Below are 23487 nucleotides of genomic sequence, written 5' to 3'. Positions count from 1 at the left end.
GGTTCTATCGCAGCCATGACTTCTTCATAAGTTTCGGGGTTGGCTACATAAAACTGCTCCCTCATTATTTCGAATTCATCCTCATCAACGACCCACTCTACTTTGATCGTCCCCTTTTCATATGTACCTAGTTCTAATATAGCGCTATCTCTTAGATATGGATAGACACGTAAAAAATGACCGTCAACAGACACATGTGACTTTGTTTGGGCCAAGCTGTTTGCTAAATTTGAGGTGTTAATAATTGTATAGACTTTCTTATCTTCTAATAACGATAAAGAGTATTGAACACGAACAGGCTCACTAGAGTCTATCCTCTTAATTGAAAGACTGTTATCAATTAAAGTCCCATTCTGTATCTCTCGTTCATACTGAATAGGTTCGTATATCTTATCTTTACTGCTTGAGACATACTTCAACAGTTCATTCTGCAAAATAAATGGACTATTGTAGCTATGAACAGCTAGGTTCAAGATTTCTCTATCGATACTGAAACCAAGAGGAAAGGCATACAGGTTCTCGTATATATATATATCTTCTAGTCTTGATACTTGTTCGTAGCCTAATTTATTTATAGGACTATCACTTATATAATATTTCAAGCCGAAAAAGGATTCCGTAAACAGAGTTGAACCATTATCGTTGTATCTAGCCTTACTGGTTGTTAGACCAAGATTGCCTAAAGTGCTTACTACTCCGTGATCTAACATTGAGTTAAAATTATTCAAATCTCCGTATTTAATATAAATTGAATGGTTAAAAATCTCAGGAGTATCTACTTTAGCACGTAAAAGTGATGTTTCGCTGTTACCTTTAATACCTTCGATTACCTCTCTAAACTTTGCGTAACTGAAGTATAGGTCCTTTTTTGTACTTGCCAAGTCACTTGATGCACCAAAGTATAACGATCCTGTATTATAGGTAACATCCGTCAGCATAAATAATATCAATAGTGTAATAGATAATTGTCTAAATCTATTATTCTTATTAAACAACAATGCCATATAAAAAAGTGAGATAGTGACAAGAGTCATTATATATTTCGTTTTATCATCTTGGATTAAAAGACAGCTGATCAAGAGCATGCATATAATATAAATAGTGGTAATATGTTTAACTTTTATTGCCTTGTAATGCATATAGGACATTACAGACATCATAAATAGTACAAATGATAGTAAAAAAGATTGACGATATAAAAAGCCATTGGGCACAGCAAAGCCATGCCAAATATAATCCAAGTATGGAATCAAGATACTAATACACATAAAAATAAGTAATGTAGCCCATCTAATCTTTTCAGGTTTACTAATACCCTGACATAAAAAGAAAAGCGGTACTAACAACCATACAAATGACCCTATATAGACATAAGGAGATGCATATAAAACAGCATCATAAGAACCCACAAACAGTTTTTGATATATTGATAGCATGTCAGTTTCTAGAAATGGTATATTTGTTGTTTTTGTAATCGCAGTTAGCTTTAACTGTAAATACGTAGGTAGAAGCAAGAAAGCCGACAGCCCACAGGCCATAACGGTGGCTATAAAAAATTTTAAGCATGCAACCTTAATCTGTCTATTAGATAGTTGTTGTCGATGAACCATTAATTCACTTATAAAATACAAAAATATAAATAACCCTAACATATAGGCCATATAAAAGTTGATGATAAATGTCATAGTAAGTAGCACTGTGAACATAATAAACTTACGGCTACAAACCAGTTTTTCTATCATAATAATGAGAAGCGGTAATAGGATTAAGGCGTCTAGCCACATGACATTATGATAGTTAATAACGGTATATGACATTAACGAATAAAAATTAGAGAATATGACTAGCTCATGCGCCTGCATTTTAGGGAACTTTCGTTTTAACATCATACATACTGCTAGCCCCATAAAACCTATTTTTAGTATAATTATGAGTGTTACAGCTTCTGAAAGATACATATGATCAAACAAAAATATAATTAGCAAAAAAGGACTAGCTGTGTAATATGCTAACGTTCCTATATGATTAGAACCCAACCCTGCATACCAATTATATAAAAAAGATTCATTCGCTTTAACAGCGTCATATACATAACTATAAAAATGTATATATTGCGTTAACAAATCCTGCTTTATGATAGTGAATTCCCCAAACGGATAAGTGCTAAAAAATGAAATGATGGCTGCAAATATAATAGCTGGACTTAGAAATGAGAAAATATATACCCTTAGATTCGAATACTTTTGGTGCATAAAAATTACCTCATCTATTATGTCTTGTTTCGTCATGTATAGGTGACTACTTCCATAATTCGACAAGCACCAACAATATCCTTTAAAAATCTAAACATAATTCAAAATGGCTCCTCGTTCGGAAATGTGTAGTACTTTAAAGTCTCACATGTTATTGCTAGTTAGGGTAGTAAAACGCACGCATAAAAAATCTCTTCTAAACCAATTTAACTTTGGTCAGAAGAGATTTTATATAATCGATCAGTTACTCAGTCAGGACAACTAATTTATAATAAGTATTCTGCTTTCGTGGTTACAATTTAAAAGAACTCTTCAAAGAAACAATATGGTTAAATACAAGATGTTCTCTGTTTGTATCTTTCGGGTCTACGTTAAAATATCCGTGTCTAAAGAACTGGTATTTATCTTGCGGCTGTGCCTTTTCCATATTTGGTTCGACGTAACCCTTTAGAACCTCTAAAGACTGTGGGTTTATATTCTCTAAAAAGTCCTTTTCCTCATCTTCTTCCTCTTGGATTAACGGTTCATAGAGGCGGAACTCTGCTGGCTTTGCTTGGGATGCGTCAACCCAATGGATGGTCCCTTTTACTTTCCGACCTGTGAAACCAGTGCCGCTTTTTGTTTCAGGGTCATACGTGCAATGGATTTCAATGATATGACCCTCTTCATCTTTGATGACATCTTCACACTTTATGAAATAAGCATGCTTGAGACGCACCTCATTACCAGGAAACAGCCTAAAATATTTTTTAGGTGGGTTTTCCATGAAATCCTCTTGTTCAATATAAATCTCTCTTGAAAAAGGAATCTCTCTCTTACCCATTTCAGGTTTTTCAGGATTGTTCTCCGCTTCTAACATTTCTGTTTGTCCTTCAGGATAGTTCGTAATGACCACTTTTAACGGCTTTAATATCGCCATGGTACGAGGTGCTTTTAATTTAAGATCTTCTCGAACAAAGTGCTCTAACATCTGCTTATCGACCACACTGTTACCTTTGGATACACCCACTTCATAACAAAAGGTTCGAATGGCTTCCGGTGTGTAGCCACGTCGTCTAAGGCCTGATATCGTTGGCATTCTCGGGTCATCCCACCCGTCAACGATATCATTGTCTACGAGCTGTTTGAGTTTTCGCTTACTCATCACTGTTTGTGTAAGGTTAAGACGAGCAAACTCAATTTGTTTAGGGTTAGCTTCGACTTCGCAATTTTCAACAACCCAGTTATACAATGGGCGTTGATCTTCAAATTCGGTCGTACAGATGGAATGAGAAACCCCTTCTATGGCGTCTTCTAATGGATGTGCAAAAGCGTACATAGGGTAGATACACCATTTGTTCCCTGTGTGATGATGTGTCGTGTGAGAAATGCGGTAAATCACGGGGTCACGCATATTGATATTAGGAGAAGCCATGTCAATCTTGGCCCGCAATACTTTTTCCCCATCTTTGAATTCGCCGTTCTTCATCTTCTCAAACAAGGTGAGGTTCTCCTCAACACTCCGTGACCGAGACGGGCTTTCCTTACCCGGTTCTATTAATGTGCCACGATACTCCCTGATCTCGTCAACAGACAGGTCTTCAACGTACGCCAAGCCTTTTTTTATTAATAGGACGGCTCGCTCATACATTTCGTCAAAGTAGTCGGAAGCAAAGAATAGTCCGTCCCAATCATAACCTAACCACTTCACATCCTCTTTAATCGCATCGACGAATTCACGATCTTCTTTTAATGGATTTGTATCATCAAAGCGCAAATTTGTCTTGCCCTTAAATTCATCTGCCAAACCGAAGTTAAGAACAACAGATTTCGCGTGTCCAATATGTAAATATCCATTCGGCTCGGGTGGAAATCGGGTTATCACCTCATCATATTGACCTCTCTCAAGGTCTTCTGTCATGATACTCTTAATAAAATTGGATGAATGATTTTCGTTTCCCATGATAATCACCTTTCTCTCTATCTGTACGTTACAACTTTACACTGCCATAAAAATTGTTTTATTAGTAGTTATATCATAAATATAGCTTGATATCCACATGTTCAACAGCGTTCCCGAAGTTGGGAGCATTCATAATGGTGAAACAGAAAAAATTTATATAAATAAAAGAAATGTGAGCACATGTATAGACAATGATAGGTAACACTAATTATAATCTTATATTGCAACTAAAAATTGACTACCATAGATACGAGGAGGATAAAGCACATGTTCAAGAAAGCTTTTGGTTTGCTTCAAAGAATAGGGCGCTCACTGATGGTTCCCGTTTCTGTTCTTCCAGTCGCCGGACTCTTACTGGGACTTGGAAACGAAAATGTGTTAGCCATCCCTATTATGGAGCAAGCGGGGGGCATTATCTTTGATAATCTCGGCCTCCTATTTGCTATAGGGGTCGCTATAGGGTTGACAGACGGGGATGGTGTTGCTGGATTAGCATCCACCATAGGTTACCTTGTCATGAATACAACCTTGGGTGTGATGGCTGAGTATGGTCAAATGGAGACAGAGACCGTGCTTGGAATCGAAACACTGCAAACGGGTGTGTTCGGTGGTATTATTATGGGGATTATTGCCTCATATTTGTACAAGCGCTTTTACAATATAGAACTGCCCCAATTTTTGGGTTTCTTTGCAGGTAAACGCTTTGTGCCCATTATTACAGCAGCAACTGCCATTGCTATTGGATTTGCCTTTTATTATGTGTGGCCACCGATTCAAGGTGGGATCGACTATTTATCGCATTTAGCGACAGAAGCGAATCCAGCCATCGCTTCGTTTATTTTCGGCTTTGGACAACGGATACTCATTCCATTCGGTTTGCACCATATCTTTTACCAACCTTTCTGGTTTGAGTTCGGGCAATTTATTCATCCCGATACAGGAGAAATCATTAGGGGAGATATGAGAAGGTACTTTGCTGGAGATCCAACAGCTGGCACCTTCATGACTGGATTATTTCCTTTCATGCTATTCGGTTTACCTGCTGCAGCTTTGGCCATCTACCATGAGGCTAAACCGGCTAAAAAGAAAGCGATTGCGGGTATCATGGGCTCTGCAGCCTTAACATCTTTCTTAACAGGTATTACTGAGCCCATTGAGTTTGCATTCTTATTTGTGGCGCCATTGCTGTTCCTCATTCACTGTGTATTTGCAGGGCTATCCTTTACCATTATGCACATATTAGGGGTCAAAGCTGGCTTTACTTTCTCTGGTGGGGCTATTGATTATGTCCTATACTGGGGATTATCAACGAACGCTTGGCTCGTCATTCCTGTAGGGTTAGGTTTTGCCGTGATTTACTACTTCGGCTTCCGTTTTGCTATCCGTAAATTCAACCTCAGCACGCCAGGACGTGAAGACGATGAAGAAGCGGAAGATGCGCAGGGTACAGACGGACAAAGCGATGACGACTTACCTTATGAAATTCTTGAGGCTTTAGGCGACCAGGAAAACATTAGCCAGCTTGATGCTTGTATTACACGTTTGCGCGTGTCTGTTAACGATGTTGATAAAGTCAACAAAAACCGACTAAAATCCCTCGGTGCGTCTGGTGTACTAGAGGTGGGTAATAATATACAAGCGATCTTCGGTACTCGCTCTGATTCCATTAAAGAACAGATGAAAGATATTATTGCTGGCAAGTCGCCAAGGAAAGTAACCAGTGAAGAACTAGCGGATGCTTCTAAACAAGATTGCGATACACCAATAGATGAAGGCTTCAGTTCCCCGCTAAAAGGACAGATTATGCCGTTGGATAAAGTACCTGATGAAGTATTCTCAAACAAAATGATGGGAGACGGATTTGCTGTTGAGCCCGAAGAAGGAACAGTAGTCTCTCCTGTCAAAGGTAACGTCATCAACGTTTTCCCTACATTACATGCGATTGGCCTTAAATCTGAAGCAGGAAAAGAAATCCTAATCCACTTTGGTATCGATACGGTCAATCTAGAGGGTAAGGGTTTCGAGGCCCTTGTCCAAGAAGGAGACAACGTTGAACAGGGACAAGAGATATTAAAAGCGGATTTAGATTTCATCAGTCAAAATGCGACGTCTACTATCACACCTGTGATTTTTACAAACCTACAAGAAGGTCAATTTGTTCAGATTGAGAAAGAAGGTCAAGTGGACCAAAATGAGCTAGGTGTGATCAGTATTCAACAGTAATCACAACTAAATCGCTGAATGAAACAAAAAAGGAGTTAGTCGTTTGCTGAACGGCTAACTCCTTTTACTTTTAACATGTCACAACGATATTTCGTTTTTAAACCGTGGTGTGCGCTTTGGCAAAATCTTTAGCTACAACTTTGGCACGTTCAATAGCGTTTGCTTTAATCTCATCTACCTTATCTGGCATAGCTGCAGCACCTTCAACAATAACGGATTCAGTATCTTCAATGCCAACGAAATTAAGGACCGTACGTAGGTAGCGGTCACCAAATTCCATCTCTTGTGCGGGTCCTTCTGAATAAATGCCGCCACGTGCTTGGATATGAACAGCCTTTTTGTTATTAAGAAGACCGACTGGCCCCTGTTCAGTGTATTTGAATGTCTTACCCGCGATAGCAAACGTATCGATGTAAGCCTTCACCTTTGGAGGGAAACTAAAGTTCCATAGTGGTGTGACAAAAACGTATTTATCTGCTTGCATAAATTGCTCAGTAAGCTCATTAATACGACTGACTTTCGCTTGTTCTTCTGCAGATAGTGCACCAAAGTCTTCACCTTGTTGTAATTTTCCCCATCCGTTAAAAACATCTTCATCGATAAAGGGAATATCCGTTTGATATAAATCAAGGTGAGTCACTTCACAGCTTGGGTTCTCCTGCTTTAATGTATCTAAAAATGCTTGCCCAACCGTTAGACTTAATGACTGCTCAATACCTTTCGGATTAGCAGTAATATACAATACTTTCTCCATTCCGATCATCCTTTCTATCTATAGTTGCAACGTCTATATTAATGCTTACTAAAAGTTAGTAGCTAATTTTATTAACGTTGCGTTACTAATATAACAGTTTCGTAGATACCCTGTCAACATTTTGCATTGGCAATATGGGACCTAACTTTGTATGATTCTATAAAATAATGGACAAAAAACACCACATAAAAGCGAATGATTTATCGAAAGGGGGAAAGTCTATTGATCTTTAAAAACAGATCTAGATTAAGTGTACTCGTTCTTGTATTCATTTCATTGGCAGCCTCAAGCTATGCCTTTGCCTTGTCAGCAGACCTCACTAGGGATTATTTCTCAGCGGAAGATATGCCTGACAAACTGCATAAAGGGACAAAGCAATTTACAATTGAGGCAAGTCAAATGCCATGGCATTATAACGACAATTTAAGTGAAGACATTTGGGCCTACAACAACACTTTACCGGGTCAAGAGTTGCGTGTACGGAAAGGAGATCGCGTACAGGTGACGTTAGTGAATGACCTAGACGTGCCGACAACACTTCACTTCCATGGGATGCCTTTGGAGAATGACATGGACGGTGTACCTGGTTTGACACAAGATCCGGTAATGCCAGGAGAAACTTTTGTTTATGATTTTATTGCCGAAGCTTCTGGTACATACTGGTATCACTCCCACCAAGACGGCGCTGAACAGGTAGGCAAGGGCTTATACGGTGCCCTCATCGTAGAAGAGTTTCTTAAGAGTAAGCATGATATTGATTACACAGTTATGATTGCTGAGAAAAACAGTATGAACTTGAATGAACATCATGATGGACATGGAGAGCATGATGACCATGGAGACATGAATGTAGAGGGACATGATACTCATGGGATGATGGATGAAGATCATCATGGAGATTCATCAGATGATCATCATATGGATCATGATATGTATGACACACTCATCCTCAATGGTAAAGCAGCTCCTGATATCAAAGGGGTCAAGGTAAAGGAAGGGGACTCTGTTCGGTTACGGTTTGTTAATACAGGTATGTTCACACAAACTGTCAGCATTCCAGGCCACAGCTATAAGATTACACATTATGACGGACAAGCCGTTCACAAACCCACCGAATTAGAGGATGTATCCTTTAGAATTGCACCTGCAGAAAGGTACGATATAGAAATTGAGATGAGTAACCCTGGTGCTTGGGGCATTCAAGTAAAAGCGGAAAAGATGCCAGAAGAACTTGTCACTTATCTACCTATTGTATATGAAGGGTCAGACCTTTTACCGCTAAACAAAGCGGAAGCATCACCCCATATCTTTGATTTTACCTCTTACGGTAAAGCAAAAAATAAGGGTATAAAAAAGATTGATCAGTCCCTAGACATGACGTTTAATGAAAAGGACGATGGTACATTCACCATTAATGGTAAACAAGCCCCTCATCAAGAAAAATATGTTGTGAACGAAGGGGACAATGTAAAGGTGACGATTGACAATCAAACAGCAAAAGAGCATCCAATGCATCTTCATGGTCATTTTTTCTACGTTGTAAGCAAGAATGGTCAATCCCTAAGCGGTTCTCCTGTGCTGAAAGATACGTTAAATGTAGCACCTGGGGACACATATGAGATCGTGTTTCAGGCAAATAATCCTGGACAATGGCAGTTCCACTGTCATGAATTACATCACTCAGCCCAAGGTATGGTATCTGGGTTACATTATCAGGGGTTCGAAGCTGACACGTATGACGGTCATGACCATTAATCTTTTAAAATTTTAAAAATATGCTTGTCTACACCTTAGTAGTATAAAACCAGCTGTTTACTGTGGACAGCTGGTTTTATTTATGCGACTATTCTATATCTTTTAGAGTGAGACATGATGCCATACCGCTTCGTACTGATGAACTGGCTTAAGAATGAGTGGTCGTTTTAGTCGTTTCGATCTTTTTCAGCTGATCAAGTTCAGAAACTTTTGTGTACGTGTTTCCCTTGGATTTGTAAATAACATGTCAGGTGTTCCACGTTCTACAATGACACCCTGGTCCATAAAAATGACTTCATCAGCCACCTCTCTAGCAAAGTTCATTTCGTGAGTGACCACAAGCATGGTCATTCCTTCCTCAGCTAATTGCTTCATGACTTTCAGTACTTCACCGACTAACTCTGGATCGAGTGCTGATGTCGCTTCATCAAACAACATCACTTCGGGATCCATCGCTAACGCACGTGCGATCCCCACACGTTGCTGCTGTCCACCAGATAGTTGAAATGGATACAGGTCCATTTTGTCCGATAGGCCCACTTTGTCTAATAAATGAGCCGCTTTTTGAAGCGACTTTCCTGCTGACTCTCCTTTAACCACGAGTGGCCCTTCCATGACATTTTGAATGGCTGTTCGATGGGGGAATAAATTATATGCTTGAAATACCATTCCCGTTTTTTTCCTTAGCTCAATCATCTGTTTATTTGTAACCTTCTCGTCAAAATTAAGCTCTAAATCTCCAATCCGAACAACTCCTGACGTAGGGGTTTCTAACACATTCATACATCTAAGAAAAGTTGTTTTTCCCGAACCCGAAGGGCCAATTAAGACGATCACCTTCCCTTTTTCCACCTCAAGGTCCATCCCTTGTAACACCTTATTGTCACCAAATTGTTTGTGCAAATCTTTAACGGCAATCATAAGAGTCTCCTCACTTTGCAATATATCGATCTAAACGATTTTCAATTCGATCTTGAATAAAAGTTAATCCCAAACATATCGTCCAATAAATAAAAGCAGCCTGTGTGTAAATGAGCATGAACTCATAATTCGTGGCTGCTATTTGCTGTGCTGTACGAAACATTTCTGTAACAGTAATCATAGCAGCCAAGGATGTATCTTTTACTAGACTAATAAAGGAATTAGACAGAGGAGGTATCGATACTCTAGATGCTTGGGGGAGTATGGTTCTCCTTAGTGTTTGCCCATACGTCATTCCCATGGAGTAGGACGCTTCCCATTGCCCCTTAGGGATGGAAAGGATGGCGGCACGAATAATTTCTGAAGCATAAGCACCGACATTGAGTGAAAAACCAATTACCGCAGCCGGGAAAGGGTCTATGGTCATACCTACAGATGGTAATCCAAAAAAGATGATAAATAATTGCACAAGCAGTGGTGTCCCACGTATAACGGAGACGTAGAACCTTGCTATCATTCGTAATAATTTAAAACCAGATAATCTAAATAGTGCTGTCATAACCGCTAAGCCTAATCCGATGGTAAAAGATATAAGCGTGAGAGGGATGGTCATCAAAATAGCTCCCTTCACCAAAGGGAGAAGGGAACTTTGCGCAATGTCTAATAATCGTTCAAATCTATCTGTACTTGCGATAATGCTACTGAGATACATCTTCACCAAACCATTTCTCTGAGATCTCTAAGTATGTGCCGTCTTCCATCATATCTTCAAGCGCTTGATTAACGGCTTCTACGAGCTCTTCAGTTCCATTTTGTCTGAACATAAGGCCACTCTGAGATGCTTCCTCTTCTCTGGCCACAATATGAACAGGGGCATCCTCTCTTTCATTTAAGAAATCAAGTACTGACAATCGATCATTAATTGTCACGTCCACCCTTTTGGTGACGAGCAATTCAACCGCTTGGTTAAAACCTTCTACAGATTCTATGTCTGCACCATAGGCCTTAGCAATATCTGCAAAATTGCTTGTCATGGATTGAGCCGACGTCAGTCCTTCAATATCTTCAAATCCTTGCACGTGATCATTCTCTACATGCGTAACAAGGACAGCAGAAGACGTGATATACGGATTTGAGAAGCTGTATTTTTCTTCACGATCGGGGCGTATCCCTACTTGGTTGGCAACCATGTCAAACCGTTCAGCATCTAGTCCGGCAAACATGGCATCCCATTGTGTCTCGTTAAATGTGGCTGTTACCCCTAGACGTTCGGCCACTTCCCGAGCGATCTCGACATCAAATCCTGTTAACTCACCTGTCTCCCGATCTCGATAAGTAAACGGGGGATAAGTGCCTTCCGTTCCTATTCTAAGCTCTCCTTCCTCAAGTATAGCTTCGTATAGTGAGAGGTCTTCACCATCTTCAGTTTGTTGTTCTCCATCTTGCTCTGTCCCCGATCCCTGCTGACCGTCTCCATTTTCAGGTTGTTCCGCTCCACAGGCGACAAGGGAAAATGATACGATAAACACCATAAGTACATAAAGTAAATGTTTCATATGAACCTCCTCATATTTTTTAACCAAGTAATGTGATTGGTTTAATCTATTTTAATCCTAACTCATAACATATAGTACAAATGACATCATGTCAACAACATACGCACCACAATATTAGGATATAAAAAAGCTGCTAACTTCATACGGTTAGCAGCTATAAAATATTGAAAACGCCCTAGGTATATCCCTTATATGTCCAATTATGATTTTTGAACTTTAAATTTCTTAATCATTTTATCTAAGTCTTGGCTAGATGCATTTAGCTGCTCTGCTGACTCTGCAATAGAGGTTATGGCATGAAGCTGTTCATCATAAGACGCACTGACTTCTTCACATGAAGCCGCAGATTGCTCAGTACTAGCAGAAATGTTCTGTATGGATTCAACCACCTGATCTTTACTCTCATTCATTTGAGTCACGTCATTTGTTACTGAGGAGATAGAATCAACGAGTTTGTCTATTGTAGCAGCAATGGTTTTGAACGCTTCTTCTGTATCCTGTACGGAATGACTCTGATCTTTGGCTATCTTCTTCGTTTTATCCATATGTGACACTGCTTTATTAGACTCCTCACCGATACCTTCCAACGTCACCCTTACTTTCTCTGTTGCCTGGCTCGATTGCTCAGCCAACTTACGTACTTCTTCTGCCACAACCGCAAAGCCTTTACCTTCTGCACCGGCACGTGCCGCTTCAATTCCAGCATTTAGAGCTAGAAGATTTGTTTGCTCCGATATATCATTAATAGTGGATATGACCTTTTCAATTTCTCTTACTTTGTCTGCTAAACCTTTGATCACATCTTCAATAGACTCAATCACGTTGTCTGATTCACGGGATCTTTTCAGAAGTGATTCAATCTGAGAGAGCCCCTGATCGTTAGACTTTTCGGCCTCTTGGGACAAGCGCATCATGTCCTCAGTGCTTAACTTCACTTTATTAATATGATCAGATAAGTCAATCGTTCTTTGATTCACATTTTCAGCGTCAGAGGCAGCAACGGACGCCCCATTTGTAATTTCACTAATTGCACTATGAACTTCCTCACTTGTGGCGTTTGTTTCTTCTGAGATAGCACTCAGGTTCTCAGATGACTCTCTCACATGTCTGATTGAGTGGTTGACTTCGTTAATGAGCCCATTCATATTGGTTACCATATGGTTAAAGTCATTTGTCAATTGCCCAATTTCATCTCTATATTCGGAACTAACACTGACAGTGAGGTCACCGTTTGCTACTTTGTTAACTTCTCCAGCCAGCTTTTTTATAGGTAACGTCAAGCGATTCGATACAAAGTAAATGAGTGCAACCATACCAATCAATACAACAAACCCTGTGACCGAAAGTCTGAGTAGCAATTCTTGAAGGGGGGCGTAGAGTTCTTTCTCAGGCATCATTAAACCGAGTTTCCACCCTGTTCGAGGTATCGTGGTGTAGTGTAAATGGTAGGATTCTCCGCTGTGAGTCATATGTTGCATGTCATGCATGTTGGTCAGAATGTTGTCCGCAATTTTTCCTGAGAAATTGTCATCATCCGCGATGTTTGCCTGCATCGTTTGCCCATCTGGGGGAACCAAATAGTTTCCCTCTTGGTCTATCAGGAAAGCCCATCCCGTATTTTCAATCTGAATATCCTGAATCATTTTTTGAATACTTGTTATATCGATGTCACTAGACACAACCCCTAGTAAATCCCCGTTATCACTATAAAAAGGCATAGCGGTCGTGACCATCGTGATTCCAGACGTTTCATCATAATAGGGATCAGTCCATCCAGCTTCTCCCTGACCAGCTTCAACCCCTTTTCTGTACCAGTCCTGAGTAGGATAATCATATTCAGACGTTTCATACTCCGTTGTGTAGGTGAGTGAATCTCCATCCTTGTACACATAAGGACCAAAGTATTGGTCATTTTCATTATGAGTATACGGTTCATACCATACACCTGCACCAAGGGTATCTTCATTAACCACGATCATTTGACTGAATAGATTCCTAAAATCATTACGATCTAGTGTCCTACCACTATCCTCAATAATTGAGACGATGGATTCGGCCACTTGTTGATGGGTGTCAAAGTTATTTTCTATGCCACTTCTAGTGTTAGCCTCTAGCAACATCATTCGATCTTTTATCTCTTTGTCTAGTTCTTCTTTCGAGATGTTATATGTAAATAAAGAGACTAGAGCAAAGGTCACAATAAAGATAGGTAAAAAGACTAACAGTAGACGCGTTTGCATGCTCGATACTTTACGAAACAAAGAATCTCCCCCTTCTCGGCTCGTTTTTTTATGTATAATTGTTGACCCTTACATTATATATAAAAATAGGGTCGTTTAAAATATACTGAATAAAACACATGTTGAATTATGTAACTTTTTGAAAATATTATTCGAATTTTGTCTGTCAGCCATGGGGGCCCACAAGATTTTGTCGAATTTTATTTAATTTTAAAAATGTGTTCGTCACACATTAAAATTCTTTCTTAATGAACACGACTTTAAGATAATGGCCTTCTCTAAAGCTTGCTAGTGTTTTGAAATCCTTAGGTAAAGTATACGTCTCAAGAATATTGTAACTTCCCCCTTTTTCTTTAAAAGCCGAGTCAATAAACCGCTTAAACTTTTTCATGCTAAGCGAGGCACTATTAGTAGATGCCACGATCATACCCCCTGCCTCAGTTAACGGGATGATGTCTTTAAGCAAGCGCTTGTAATCTTTTGTTGCACTGAATGTATGCTTTTTGGTTCTAGCAAAGCTTGGTGGGTCCAGTATAACCATATCGTATGTCTGCTGTTTTTTTGCAGCATAATTGAAGTACTTAAAGACATCCTCAACAATGATGTCTTGGGCTTCATAATCTATACCATTGAGACTAAATTGCTCTATCGTTTTGGATAAACTTCTGTTAGCCACGTCTACACTGGTCGTTTTAGACGCACCGCCGAGTGCCGCAGCCACGGAGAACGCACCTGTATAAGAAAATGTATTTAACACACTTTTTCCTTCAGCATAATGGTCTCTAATCACCTTCCTTACCTCACGCTGATCTAGAAAAAATCCTACCATGGCTCCCTCATTCAAATAAACGGCAAACTTCATGCCATTCTCTTTTACCATGAGCGGAAACGTGGCTTTCTCCCCTTTAACAAAATCATCATCTTCAACATATGTGCCACCTTGTCGGCCAAAGCGCTTTTTCTCATAGATACCCTTGTAAGACACAACGTTCTCAAGCGCTTGTAGGACCAATGGCTTGAAGGCGTATATCCCTCTGCTGTACCAGTGAATTAAATAGTATCCGTCGAAATAATCGATGTGGAGGCCACCTATACCATCCCCTTCCCCATTGAACACACGAAAGGCGGTCGTCTCCGATTGATGATATAATTGTGAGCGCTTACATACGGCTTCAGCGACTAGACGGTCAAAGAAGGCTTGATCGATCTCTTCACCTTCATGAGAGGTTAATATCCAACCATGTCCTTTGTTTTGTCTACCGTAGTAGCCTTTAGCGATAAATGCACCTCGCTCATCAACGAGGCGGAAGATATCCCCTTCCTCCATATCGACTCTGTTATCTAAAAGTGCGTCTAAGGTTAGAAGGGGATACCCCTTTTTAAACTTATGGGTATATGCAGGTTTAACTTTTAGGGTTCGACTTGCTGTCATAATCGACCAACTTTCGGGTATGTTTACTTTATTATTTTATACACTGTCGACGTCTATCCATACCTGAGTGCCATTTTGCTTTATACACCATTTTAATAAATCAAACGCCATACTCTAACCTTCTATTTAGAACGAGAACTAACTTTACTCCTGGTCATCTTTATGATAATTCCCTCGTATGATAAGCTCCGCAATGTCTAGCGCTTCTCTTGCGTCTTTAGGTAATCCATCCATCACTTTATCTGGCGTGACATAGGCTTGTTTATTGTAATCCCCCGACGGGATAAAAGCGGAACCATATTCCTGGTCAATTGAAAACAAATCAATTCCCATAGTTCCGTGTGCTATTTGCTCCTCTTCAATTCCTAAAATGGAGAGCAATGTCGGCATAATATCTATATGCCCACCTATGACTTCTATTCTTTCGCCACTAAATGCTGGGTTATAAATAATAAAAGGGACTTGTTCGTATTTTCTTAACCATAATTCGTTGTCAATGTTATCATCACCTAAATACGTTTCTATTTGGGGTATATCGCTGGGAAATACCCCCTTATGATCACCATAAAATACAACTATAGAATGGTCTAATAGTCCAATATTATCTAGTTCATCTAGAAAAGAACCGATAGCATGGTCAGCGTAGTGTACGCTTTCAAGGTAGTGTCCTAAGTAACTGCCAGAAATATCACCTGAGAAATCCAACGTCTTATACTCCTCTGGTATTTCAAAAGGCGTATGGCTCGTTAATGTTGTAAAATAAGCATAAAAAGGCTGTTCTTTCTCTGCTATTAAAGAGATTGATTGTCTAAAAAAGGAACGGTCACTTAGACCCATACCAATTTCTTCGTCTAGGTCAAAATAATCTAAGTGATAGTATTGATCAAAGGCGAGATACGGGTAAACGTTAGTGCGATTCCAAAAGTCACCGTCGTCTCCATGCAAGGCAAAATTTGAAGCATACCCTTTCTCCTTTAATTGTTGACCTAATGTCATATACGATGTGTCTGGATACCTAAATACTGTCGCTCCTGTTCCAATAGGATACGATGAGGTATTAACTAGCAATTCTGCATCAGAACTATTCCCCTCTCTCGTTTGAGGATATATGTTTGAGAAATAAAGGCTATGATCTAAGACTGAATTAAGATGTGGCGTTATTTCATGGCCCTCTACTTCTAAATTTAGGGTGAAATTTTGCAGAGATTCTACTTGAATTAATATGAGGTTTTTATTTTCGGCTAGAGAGAAATACTCATGATTGTTGTCCCTGTCCCCAAACTTCCCTTCTTTAGCAAGAAACCACTGGCGAATCTTTTCTTTATCATGATCGCTCAAGTTAACCCTTTTAGACTCAATTGTAAAGGACATCGCATCAGCTACATGATGGCCTAAAACTCCGTATGTTTTTACAAAAGACATACCATGATATCGTTGAAAGACATGTCCGTGTCCTATTGTTAGGATTAGTGTCGGCACAATGCTAACTAAAATAATTCCAATAACGGCATACTTAATTAGTTTTTTGTAGTTTCTGTTTGTATCTGGTAGAGTGTTTGAATTAAATATTAAAAGGGCTAAAACTACAAAAATATCCATAAACAGAAGCAAATCTGTTCCATTAAGCAAGGAAACGATACTTGGCCCTAACCCTGATAAGTTCCCACTCTGTAGTAAAAGATATGTGGTTAATGGCGTTCCAAAATAGCGGAAATACAATAAATCTCCAATGAGAAGAATTGTAATTAGAGCATTAATGATAATGAAGTATGTATAGACACGCCTTTTAGTAAGGACATAGGTAAGGGATGACAATAAAAAAATGATACCTAAAGTTATACCAAACGAAAGAATCGATACTGTTTCCCTCATTAGGTACTCAACATGAAAGATTTTAAACAAAATAATAGCCCAAAAAGTAATATACAAGATTTTACTCTTTGATTCGATTATTTTATTTACAGTGTTTTTCCATATTTGCACAAATCCATGTATCCTCATAATTTTCCTTTCGTTTATCTCTTTATATTTACATTTATTTGTGATAATTCCCCCGAATGATCAGCTCAGCAATATCTAGTATCTCGTTAGCCTCTTTATCAAAAGTTGGGTGAACTTGATCATAGGTCACGATAGCTTGTTGGTTATATCCCCCAGAAGGTATGAGCGCAAAACCATGCTCTTCATCCAATGAGAAAAGGTCTACTCCCATCGTTTGGTGATAATATTTATCTTCGTCAAGCCCTAATAGAGATAACAAAGTTGGCATGACATCGACTTGCCCACCGATCGTCTCAAAAACCTCACCTTCGTATTGTGGGTTAAAAATGATGAACGGTATCGGTTCATAACGCCTTAGCCATTTTTCATTGTCAATATTCGAATCTCCTAAATGGGCTTCAATTTCTGGGATATGCTCTCTAAATACTCCTTTATGATCACCGTAAATAACCACTAAGCTGTTTTCTAGTAAGCCCATCGCTTCAAGTTGTTTTACAAAATAACCAAGTGCGTTATCTGCATAATGGACACTTTCCAAATAGCGACCTAAGTGAGTGTCTGATATCTCTCCTTGTAAATCAAGGGTTTTGTATTCATCTGGAATGATGAAGGGTGTATGGCTGGTCAACGTTGTATAGTAAGCATAAAAAGGATGCTCCTTATCCTTAATATAGGGTATCGATTGACGGAAGAATGAGTCATCACTAAGGCCCATTCCTATAAATTCATCCATCTCAAAAAAAGACATATCATAAAAGTGATCAAAATCTAAATACGGGTATACGATATCACGGTTCCAAAAGTCTCCATAATCCCCATGTAAGGCAAAAGCCTCATTGTAGCCCTTATTCTTCAATGCTTTCCCTAACGAGAAATAATGGGTATCAGGGTACCTAAAAAATGTTGCACCCTGTCTCAGTGGAAAGGTAGACGTATTCACTAATAGTTCCGCATCAGAACTGTTTCCCTCAACTGTTTGGGCATAAATATTTGGATAGTATAGGCTGTTTTTTAACATGCGATTTAGATTGGGTGTAATTACATGCCCATCGACTTCAAGATCTAAAACAAAGTTTTGAAGTGATTCTATCTGGATCAGAATGAGATTTTTATCATCGGATAATCCATGATATTTATGATTTGTATTCCTAGGTCCATATAAACGATCTTTATGATCAAACCACGCTTCAATACGGGATCTATCTTCATCCGTTAGATTTATCCTTCTCATCTCGTACATGACATTGACTGTATCCGCTATATGGTGACCAATAATGCCATATTTGATGACAAAAGTTGAACCATTATAACGTTTGATAACATCACTTGGGCCAATAAATACGGCTGTTAATAAAGGTACGATACTCGCGATCAAAGCGCCTAAACATAGGAACGTGATACCCACTTTATAATTAGGAGGTGATATAGGGCCTTTAATCTTCATAAACAAAGGAATAAGAACAAAAATATCAATAAATAATAGAAAATCTATGGTTTGTAATAAATGTAGGATACTCGGACCTAGTCCACTTAAATTAGAGCCTTGTAATAGTACAAATAAACTAATAGGAATGCCAAAATACCTGTAGTATAGCAGGTGAGCTAATAATAATAATGAGGTTACAACGTTCAAGGCCATCATATATCGATAAACATTCTTATTTTTGAATATATATACTAGAGAGAGCAGAATTAATGTGATACCAATGGTGGTCTTCAAAGACATAATATGAATGTAACCGATCATCGTATATTCCACTACCATTAATTTTGCTAATACAAAACTTAAAATCAGTAGTGGAACTAACTTTTCTCGGTTGAAGACGGCCTGAAAGATGTTTTTACCTGCTTTAATAACATTGTTAATTAAAATGAGGGCCACCTCCATAACGATGTCTTTGTTTTTAAGTTACTCAGGGCTTAAAAAATCTGTGTAGAAACCATCCACACCTTGATCTTTTAGCTCTAATAATAGTGTTTTATCGTTGACTGTATGGGTGTATACATAGACATCTAATTCATTTAACGCACTAGGCATTTCTGTTCGGGCTCTGCTTATAGGCATAGTTATGGCGAAAACGTCAAAGTTCTGTACAAAATCTAATATAAGCTTATCTGTATAATTATTAAGATATAATGTAAAGATAATATTATCATAGCCCATTTCCCTGACTCTTGGATATTCTTTTATTTCATAAATTTGTGGTATGATTCTAGAAACTTCCTTTGGATAATTTATTGCAATTTTTTCCAAACCTTTTATATTATGTTTTTTTATATCTGTTATAATATAAGCCTCAGGATTTGCCTCTAACCACGTTATTACATCCCCAAGTGATAAATGCGTTAAATCTCCTCTCATCTCTAAATTAATGTATTCCTTGAAAGTATAGCGTCCAGGTTCTGATTGAAAGTACTTAGTTATCGTTTGATCCCAATCATGTAAGGCAACAAGCTTCTCGTCAACAGTCCATTGGAAATCCACTTCAAAATAACGAAACCCGTTCTCATAGTTATTATTCAAGGCTTCAAGTGAATTCGTATAGACATGCCCGTTAATACCTCCACCAGCGTGAGCAACAAACTTTTCGTGTGCGATATCTTCGGGTGTATCAAACTTTGAGGCGGATATTTTTAATTTCAATAGCTCGTAATGGTCAAATAATTTTGGCCCTGACAAATATATAATAGGAGCTGTTGCAATTAAGATTAATATAATATTTATAATGATAAGCCAGGGTATCATTTTCAATTTAAAATCCACCCTTCCTAGCTTAATTGCAACTTTTTCTCTGCATCACTGAGTAGATTAACCTCAACTTCAGTACAAGTTGGTGATTTCTTATATACAAAATTCTTTCGTGCTTCATGGTATTTAGAATCTGGTGAATAGAAATTCTCCCACATTTCTTCTAGCTCTTCTTTTCGGTATTGCTCCAAAGGTTTCATCTGTTCATCTGTCATACGGACGCGAACCTTATGTTCGAGTATCAATTCGTAATCAACACTGTAAACTAGCCGCTCAGCTAATATTGAAACAGTTTCACAAAACGCCTCTGTATCCTTGCCAAAAGCATCGTCGATCAGGTCTATTTCTTTGGCCTTTTTTGTACCCAGAGAGATGCAGTTTTCCGTTAGTTCGTACGCTAGCTCAGGACCCACACGTTTGGGCAAAAGGTACGTCCAGTACTCCGAACCGTATAATCCTCCCATACCTTTATAATGTGGGTTGAGTACGACACCTTCTCTAGCAAAAACAAAGTCAGCCGCGAGTGCTAATATGACACCCCCTGCTCCGGCATTCCCTTGCATGGCTGAAATAACCAAGTGGCTTTTGGTTTGTATAATGTCCCGTACTAAATCGTCCATAGCATTAATATTAGCCCATGATTCATCCGCCGGATGATCCGCTGCTTCTATGACGTTAAGGTGTATGCCGTTCGACCAGATGTCTGGCCCCCCCATTAGCACAATGACTTTGGTGTCCTTTTTCAGTGCTTGTTGATAAGCTTCTCTCAATCGACGGCACTGCTCTGTACTCATAGCGCCATTATAGAAATTAAAGTGTAAATAACCGACCTCTCCCTTTTGCGTATACCATATATCCCGGAATGTTCGACCCTCATACTCCTCTTCCAGGCCAACTGGGACCTCGGGGACGTCACTTAATTTTTCTCCCAAGGCAAGTGTTGCTGGTACCTTGAAAAACACTTGGTCTCCAACCTTCTTCCTTTTCAAGTGTGTAATCCAGATGGCCCCATCTCCAGTCGCTCTACAGATCGCACCATGTCGCTTGGCAATAATCTCACCAGGTTGACCTTTGAGCTGATCTTCTTCATGAGCCCCAAACAGATAGTAGGCTTCCCCTTCAATATCATCTAGGACACCCGGCTGGCTATCGGAGCAACGTATTTTCCTCGCGATGTCTTCCGTTTTAGTTGTCCAGTCAATCCCTCTATAGGTTTGTTTCATGGGAACGTGTAAGTGTCCCTTTACATCAGGCTTATTATAGTCTAGAGGTTCAGGGGTGTAGTCGCCTTGCTCAAACCGTTCTACCGCTAGTATCAAAGCTCTCATAACCGCCTCAGTAGTTTCATGTCTGTATAAATGACTCTTGGTCGCCAGCTTACTCATCTTAAAGTTTTCGGTAGCCCATATGTCTCCGGCATCCATCTCGGCATCCGCTTGCAGAATGGTGACTCCCCACTCCTCTTTTTTGTCATGTATTGCCCAATCTATTGAGGATGGTCCGCGGTCCCCCTTTATACCGGGATGGACAATGAGACAAGTGTACTTTTTCCATATTACTTCTGGTATGGCTTTTTTTAACATCGGGGCTATAATGAGGTCTGGATGATGCTTTTCCACTGCTTGGACCATCACTTCATCACTCGTTGCTAAATAAACAGTGATATCGTGCCCTCTCTCCGTCAGCTCGATATGCGCACGACGACTCATGCTATTATGTGCCGTGGTAAGGAAAAGGATTTTCATCGTTGTTCAACTCCTTATCGTAAACCTTCGTTTTACTTTAACTCTTCAGTTTTCTTAATTAGATCTTGCAGTTCAAGTGAGATTTCATTCAGCGTTGAAATTAATGTGGACAAAAATTCTACCGAGTCTAACTGGTTTTCAGACGAAGTGGCTACACGTTGAGCGTTTGTTGTTGCTGTTTCTGCAAAAGCAGTCATATCATGTATAGAGGCAGAGGCTTCCTCAGCTGCAGCAGATACCTCTTCCGCTGAACTTGAGATGCTCTTGATCTCCTCAGCAACACCATCGATTGAGGAGTAGATGCTATCAAATATTTCCCCCGTCTCATGTACAATATCTAAACCAGTTCTCACTTCTTCTATAACCTGATTCATCGCGTCAACGGAGGTGTCAGTTTCTCTTTGCATTGTTTCTATCAGGGTGGTTATTTTACTAGCGGAACGCGCCGACTGATCTGCTAGCTTTCTGACCTCATTCGCAACAACCGCAAAGCCTTTCCCGTCCTCCCCAGCACGAGCCGCTTCAATAGCTGCATTAAGAGCGAGTAGGTTAGTCTGCGAAGATATTTCAGTGATGAGTTCAACGATTTCACTTACTTCCTGTGAACGCGCGTTAAGCTGTTGCACGGATGATGCTGATGTACTGACTGTTTGGTCAATGGACTTCATCTGCTCTACTGTTTTCTGTATCATCACATTACCATCTCTTGCCTCTTTCGCTGTTTTGACAGAAACGTCAGAAACAGAGATAGACGTTTCAGCCATGTTGTGTATACCTGAGGCAATGCCCTGGACGGCCTTAGAGCTGTCCATGGTTTGACGCTTCTGCATATCCGCACCACTAGAAATTTCTTGTATACGGGACACAATGCCTTTGATGGCCTGTCTATTGACATCGTAATTTTGTTGTATTTTTGACGACGCTTTAATTAACTCATTCGCTGTTGTTGAGAGTCTTTGAATAATGCCGTTAAGGATTTGTTGCTTTCTCTCCTTCTCGTTTAAATCTGCCAATAGCTCTGTCTTAGCGGATATTTGCCAGATAATCGCACCAGATGTCCCAAGTAGGAAAACGGCATGAATCAGGACCATAGAAAATGGATAGACATCTGTACCAAATACGTATTCACTTAGGAATAAATAACCCGCTAAATGCTGAACAGCAAAGAGAGCTGTCATGAGTAGTGTTAAATGTATTCTTTCATAATACCCAATGAAAGCAACTACCATAAAGATAGAAAAATGATACTCTACCATTCCTTCGCCGCCTGCGATGATTGACATACTACTAAATGTAATGGTTAATGTGTTTATCAATGGAAGTTGTGGATGATCTTCTCGAGTGTTATAGAGGTAAACTGAATAGACGAATAAAATGATAGGGATGAAAAGAAAGATATTTGTTACAAAAGACACTTGTTCAACATTCCCATGACCCCACGAATCTGTTACGGTCAATACCCGATGCATAATATGTACAATAAATGACGCGGCCAAAACACATGCAGATAAAACAAGGATGATACGATTTTTATTTTCGATCAATTGCATCCTCTCCTTTCGAGCCTGTTGTTGGCTACTATTTAATTTTAAAAATAAAATGACTACGCCCGTTTACCGGAGTAGCCAAATGTCAACACGTCTATTCGTTAATAAAAATAAGAATAGCGCACTTTTTTGGCAACCCGGCGATCATGGTTATATAACTTTAGACCCGTGGCTTTGCGTCCCTAATTTTCATTAGGTTTGCCTTTTTTCAAGAAATATAAGACTGTATGACGTTGTCGAAATTGTCAAATAAACATAATCTCTTTTATCTTACCACTGTATGGTGAATTGTGTCTATTATTATCGAAATTTTAAATAGATATATTTGCTCACTAGCATTGCATTAATTAAGTTTGAACATTCATAATAC

At 39.3% G+C, this 23487-nt stretch carries 15 protein-coding genes and 1 riboswitch; of the genes, 2 read left to right on the top strand and 13 right to left on the bottom strand.

Annotated elements, in window-relative coordinates; all coding sequences use genetic code 11:
• Together JKM87_RS17460 and JKM87_RS17455 are read right to left on the bottom strand one after the other, a co-directional pair.
• Positions 1 to 2288: YfhO family protein (locus tag JKM87_RS17460; RefSeq protein ID WP_202081722.1), on the bottom strand; the 2288-nt coding region annotated here is incomplete at its 3' end.
• Positions 2289 to 2544: 256 nt separating this feature from the next.
• A complete protein-coding gene (locus JKM87_RS17455) occupies positions 2545 to 4194 on the bottom strand; it encodes a glutamine--tRNA ligase/YqeY domain fusion protein (RefSeq protein ID WP_202081720.1) in 1650 nt (549 codons plus the stop codon).
• A gap of 267 nt (positions 4195 to 4461) precedes the next feature.
• Between JKM87_RS17455 and ptsG the strand changes: the two genes are divergently transcribed.
• Positions 4462 to 6417, top strand: coding sequence for a glucose-specific PTS transporter subunit IIBC (ptsG, locus tag JKM87_RS17450; protein WP_202081717.1), 1956 nt, complete (start codon positions 4462 to 4464; stop codon positions 6415 to 6417).
• Positions 6418 to 6514: 97 nt separating this feature from the next.
• Here the strand turns inward: ptsG and JKM87_RS17445 are convergent, their stop codons facing one another.
• Positions 6515 to 7171, bottom strand: a complete 657-nt coding sequence (locus JKM87_RS17445; RefSeq protein WP_202081715.1) for an FMN-dependent NADH-azoreductase — start codon at positions 7169 to 7171, stop codon at positions 6515 to 6517.
• A 222-nt stretch (positions 7172 to 7393) separates the two neighbouring features.
• Between JKM87_RS17445 and JKM87_RS17440 the strand changes: the two genes are divergently transcribed.
• Positions 7394 to 8926 carry a multicopper oxidase family protein gene (locus JKM87_RS17440; protein WP_202081714.1) on the top strand — a complete coding sequence of 511 codons (1533 nt, stop codon included), beginning with the start codon at positions 7394 to 7396 and terminating at the stop codon, positions 8924 to 8926.
• A 186-nt stretch (positions 8927 to 9112) separates the two neighbouring features.
• Here the strand turns inward: JKM87_RS17440 and JKM87_RS17435 are convergent, their stop codons facing one another.
• The 10 genes from JKM87_RS17435 to JKM87_RS17390 all read right to left on the bottom strand — a co-directional run bounded on the left by JKM87_RS17435 (position 9113) and on the right by JKM87_RS17390 (position 23114).
• Complete coding sequence (locus JKM87_RS17435) at positions 9113 to 9847, bottom strand: amino acid ABC transporter ATP-binding protein (protein ID WP_202081712.1); 735 nt, start codon at positions 9845 to 9847, stop codon at positions 9113 to 9115.
• A 10-nt stretch (positions 9848 to 9857) separates the two neighbouring features.
• A complete protein-coding gene (locus JKM87_RS17430; RefSeq protein ID WP_202081724.1) occupies positions 9858 to 10559 on the bottom strand; it encodes an amino acid ABC transporter permease in 702 nt (233 codons plus the stop codon).
• On the bottom strand, positions 10546 to 11403 hold the full coding sequence (locus tag JKM87_RS17425) for an amino acid ABC transporter substrate-binding protein (protein ID WP_202081710.1): 858 nt from the start codon (positions 11401 to 11403) through the stop codon (positions 10546 to 10548). Before JKM87_RS17425 ends, JKM87_RS17430 begins: the two co-directional genes overlap by 14 nt.
• Positions 11404 to 11603: 200 nt before the next feature.
• Positions 11604 to 13664 (bottom strand): methyl-accepting chemotaxis protein, encoded by a 2061-nt coding sequence (locus JKM87_RS17420; protein ID WP_202081708.1) that lies wholly within the window; start codon positions 13662 to 13664, stop codon positions 11604 to 11606.
• Between the two features lie 211 nt (positions 13665 to 13875).
• On the bottom strand, positions 13876 to 15075 hold the full coding sequence (locus JKM87_RS17415; RefSeq protein WP_202081706.1) for a class I SAM-dependent rRNA methyltransferase: 1200 nt from the start codon (positions 15073 to 15075) through the stop codon (positions 13876 to 13878).
• A 144-nt stretch (positions 15076 to 15219) separates the two neighbouring features.
• Positions 15220 to 17058, bottom strand: a complete 1839-nt coding sequence (locus JKM87_RS17410) for a sulfatase-like hydrolase/transferase (protein ID WP_202081704.1) — start codon at positions 17056 to 17058, stop codon at positions 15220 to 15222.
• 52 nt (positions 17059 to 17110) lie between these two features.
• Positions 17111 to 18958, bottom strand: a complete 1848-nt coding sequence (locus JKM87_RS18225; RefSeq protein WP_202081702.1) for a sulfatase-like hydrolase/transferase — start codon at positions 18956 to 18958, stop codon at positions 17111 to 17113.
• Between the two features lie 27 nt (positions 18959 to 18985).
• Positions 18986 to 19822, bottom strand: a complete 837-nt coding sequence (locus tag JKM87_RS17400; RefSeq protein ID WP_236838933.1) for a glycerophosphodiester phosphodiesterase family protein — start codon at positions 19820 to 19822, stop codon at positions 18986 to 18988.
• A 23-nt stretch (positions 19823 to 19845) separates the two neighbouring features.
• Positions 19846 to 21570, bottom strand: a complete 1725-nt coding sequence (locus JKM87_RS17395) for a hydrogenase maturation protein (RefSeq protein WP_202081698.1) — start codon at positions 21568 to 21570, stop codon at positions 19846 to 19848.
• Positions 21571 to 21602: 32 nt separating this feature from the next.
• The gene (locus JKM87_RS17390; protein WP_202081696.1) at positions 21603 to 23114 is read right to left on the bottom strand and encodes a methyl-accepting chemotaxis protein; all 1512 of its coding nucleotides are present in this window, start codon (positions 23112 to 23114) and stop codon (positions 21603 to 21605) included.
• A 131-nt stretch (positions 23115 to 23245) separates the two neighbouring features.
• Positions 23246 to 23330: riboswitch (cyclic di-GMP riboswitch) on the bottom strand.
• Between the last annotated feature and the right edge of the window lie 157 nt (positions 23331 to 23487).

The organism is Caldalkalibacillus salinus (genome assembly GCF_016745835.1).
GTDB classification, from domain to species: Bacteria; Bacillota; Bacilli; order Caldalkalibacillales; family JCM-10596; genus Caldalkalibacillus_A; species Caldalkalibacillus_A salinus.
Note: the sequence above shows the minus strand (reverse complement) of the source record. Positions and strands in the feature narration are given on the sequence as shown.

Bases quoted from the DNA above. Each gene is read 5' to 3' on its own strand.
- JKM87_RS17455 (WP_202081720.1), bottom strand. From the start codon at position 4,194: ATGGGAAACGAAAATCATTCATCCAATTTTATTAAGAGTATCATGACA.
- ptsG (WP_202081717.1), top strand. From the start codon at position 4,462: ATGTTCAAGAAAGCTTTTGGTTTGCTTCAAAGAATAGGGCGCTCACTG.
- JKM87_RS17445 (WP_202081715.1), bottom strand. From the start codon at position 7,171: ATGGAGAAAGTATTGTATATTACTGCTAATCCGAAAGGTATTGAGCAG.
- JKM87_RS17435 (WP_202081712.1), bottom strand. From the start codon at position 9,847: ATGATTGCCGTTAAAGATTTGCACAAACAATTTGGTGACAATAAGGTG.
- JKM87_RS17430 (WP_202081724.1), bottom strand. From the start codon at position 10,559: ATGTATCTCAGTAGCATTATCGCAAGTACAGATAGATTTGAACGATTA.
- JKM87_RS17425 (WP_202081710.1), bottom strand. From the start codon at position 11,403: ATGAAACATTTACTTTATGTACTTATGGTGTTTATCGTATCATTTTCC.
- JKM87_RS17415 (WP_202081706.1), bottom strand. From the start codon at position 15,075: ATGACAGCAAGTCGAACCCTAAAAGTTAAACCTGCATATACCCATAAG.
- JKM87_RS17400 (WP_236838933.1), bottom strand. From the start codon at position 19,822: ATGATACCCTGGCTTATCATTATAAATATTATATTAATCTTAATTGCA.
- JKM87_RS17395 (WP_202081698.1), bottom strand. From the start codon at position 21,570: ATGAAAATCCTTTTCCTTACCACGGCACATAATAGCATGAGTCGTCGT.